At 36.3% G+C, this 1,299-nt stretch carries 1 protein-coding gene; it reads right to left on the bottom strand.

The window, feature by feature from the left end; translation table 11 throughout:
• Window positions 1-36: 36 nt before the first annotated feature.
• Window positions 37-1,299, bottom strand: a protein-coding gene (locus ACQKN4_RS25325) for an IS3 family transposase (RefSeq protein WP_427485216.1) whose coding sequence is annotated in 2 segments (ribosomal slippage) — window positions 37-938 and window positions 938-1,299 — 1,264 coding nt annotated over the 2 segments. Because the reading frame shifts where the segments join, the coding sequence is not laid out codon by codon here. This gene is flagged as partial in the annotation.

Here is a 1,299-nt window from a genome sequence, read left to right as displayed (position 1 = left end):
TGAAGTGACCCCTAAAAGTTAGACACGGTTATTTCATTAGGCAGCTTGAGTAAAATGAGTTCGGTATTGAACCGGACTCATTTTTAATTTTGCCTTCATCCGTTTCGTATTGTAATAATCAATATATTTTTCTAATTCTTTTTTGAAATGCTCGACACTTTTAAATTCCTTTAGGTAAAGGAATTCTGATTTCAGAATCCCAAAGAAATTCTCCATCACCGAGTTGTCGTAACAGTTTCCTTTACGAGACATACTTTGCACGATACCTCTTGATTGAAGGGCCTGACGATATTTCTTCATTTGATAATGCCACCCTTGATCTGAATGCATCAGTAGCTGATGGTCCACAGGTAGATGTTTTAAGGCCTTCTCTAACATTTCTGAAACAAGAGAGTACGTTGGTCTAAAGCCAATTGTATAGGTAATGATTTCACCATTAAATAAATCTAAAATAGGCGATAAATAAAGTTTTTCACCAAATAATTTAAACGCTGTAATATCCGTTACCCATTTCTCATTAGGTGCCTCCGATGTAAAGTTTCGATCTAAAATATTTGGCGCAATTTTACCGACTGTACCTTTATATGATTTATATTTTTTCATACGTACAATACACTTTAAGCCCAGCTCTTTCATAATACGTTGAACCTTCTTATGATTCACTTTTTGCCCACGGTTTGCTAGTTCATCACGAATACGACGGTAGCCATAACGACCTTCGTGTTCTACAAAAATAGTTTTGATCTCGTTTTTTAGATCGGCATCTGGATCCGGTAAATCTATTTTCTTTGCGATGTCATAGAATGTACTTCTTGGAATGTCCGCTAATGCCACAAGTGCCTTCACTGAATATTTATGCCTTAATTCACAAATGATTTTTACTTTGTCTTTCGTGGTGATTTTTCCTTGTTTTGAACTAAGGCGTTCAACTTTTTTAAATACTCGTTTTCCATTTCTAGCTGTTTAATACGTGCTTGAAGTGCTTCGGTTGAGCCTTCTATCGGTGCTTGCTTAGGTTGTTTGTTTAATTCTTTTTTCATGGATGGACGCCCCTTTTTCTTTGACTGAAGGCCATCAAATCCTTGTGTTTCGAATTGTTTTTTCCAAACTCTTATCGTCGAATGCGTCGCTATATTAAAGATAGCCGCTGTTTCGTGTAAGGACGTACCATGTTCAGTCATATAATTAAGTACGTCTAGTTTAAACTGTGCGGTGTAATTTGTATATTGTTTTACAAAGGCTTCTGAGCCATTATATTCGTGTAGTTTCACCCAGGTTAATATAGTTCGATGGGCAACG

The organism is Lysinibacillus sp. NPDC093692, assembly GCF_050280125.1.
GTDB lineage: Bacteria > Bacillota > Bacilli > Bacillales_A > Planococcaceae > Lysinibacillus.
Note: the sequence above shows the minus strand (reverse complement) of the source record. Positions and strands in the feature narration are given on the sequence as shown.